General features: G+C 72.6%; 1 protein-coding gene. It reads left to right on the top strand.

Annotated features, from left to right (window positions below; translation table 11 throughout):
• Positions 1-991 (top strand): NAD(P)/FAD-dependent oxidoreductase (locus tag D183_RS0122825; RefSeq protein ID WP_017911044.1); only part of this gene is annotated, 991 nt, incomplete at both ends.

Here is a 991-nt window from a genome sequence, read left to right as displayed (position 1 = left end):
CCCCGCCGGTCTGCGCGTGGCGATCGTCGAGTCGGGCAGTATCGGCGGCGGTTCCACCGCCGCGGCGATGGGTCACCTGGTGGCGATGGACGACGATCCGGCGGAACTGGCGCTGTCGGCGTACTCGCTGCGTTTGTGGGAAGAATTCGCGCCGCTGCCGGAGGCCGAGTTCAGCCGTTGCGGCACGCTGTGGGTGGCGCGCAAGGCGCGCGAACTGGAGGCGATTCCGGCCAAGATCCAGCGCCTGGCCGCGGCCGGCGTTGACGCCGAAGCGCTCGATGCGCAGCGCTTGTACCAACTGGAGCCGGCGCTGGTGCCGGGCCTGGCCGGCGGCATGCGCGTGGCCGCCGAGGCGGTGGTGTATCCGCCGCGGATGGCGCGCTACCTGGTCGAGCGCGCCTGCGCCGCCGGTGCGCAGTTGTACGCCGGGCGTCGTGCCACCGCGCTGCTGGACGCCGGCGTGCGCCTGGACGATGGCAGCGTGCTGCATGGTCCGGTGCTGGTCGCCACCGGCTGCGCGGTGCCCGAGTTGCTGCCGGAACTGCCGATGCGTGCGCGCAAGGGGCAGTTGGTGATCACCGACCGCTATCCGGGCTTCGTCGCCCATCAATTGCTGGAACTGGGCTATGCCGACAGCGCGCACGGCAGCGACGGCAGCAGCGTGGCGTTCAACGTGCAGCCGCGGCCGACCGGGCAACTCCTGATCGGCTCCTCGCGCGAATTCGATGCGACCGACCGCACGGTGTCGATGCCGATGCTGCAGCGGATGCTGGAGCGCGCCTTCGCGTTCCTGCCGGGCCTGCGGCAACTGCAGGCGATCCGGGTGTGGACCGGCCTGCGTCCGGCCACGCCGGATGGGCGTCCGTACCTGGGCGCGGTGCCGGAGCGGCGCGACGTGTGGGTCGCAGCCGGCCACGAGGGCCTGGGCGTGACGACGGCGCTGGGCAGTGCGCGCCTGCTGCTGGACCAGTTGCTGCAGCGGCCCACGGCC

Origin of the sequence: Xanthomonas sp. SHU 199, assembly GCF_000364665.1 — a bacterium.
GTDB lineage: Bacteria > Pseudomonadota > Gammaproteobacteria > Xanthomonadales > Xanthomonadaceae > Xanthomonas_A > Xanthomonas_A sontii.
This window is presented reverse-complemented; position numbering and strand designations above follow the sequence as displayed.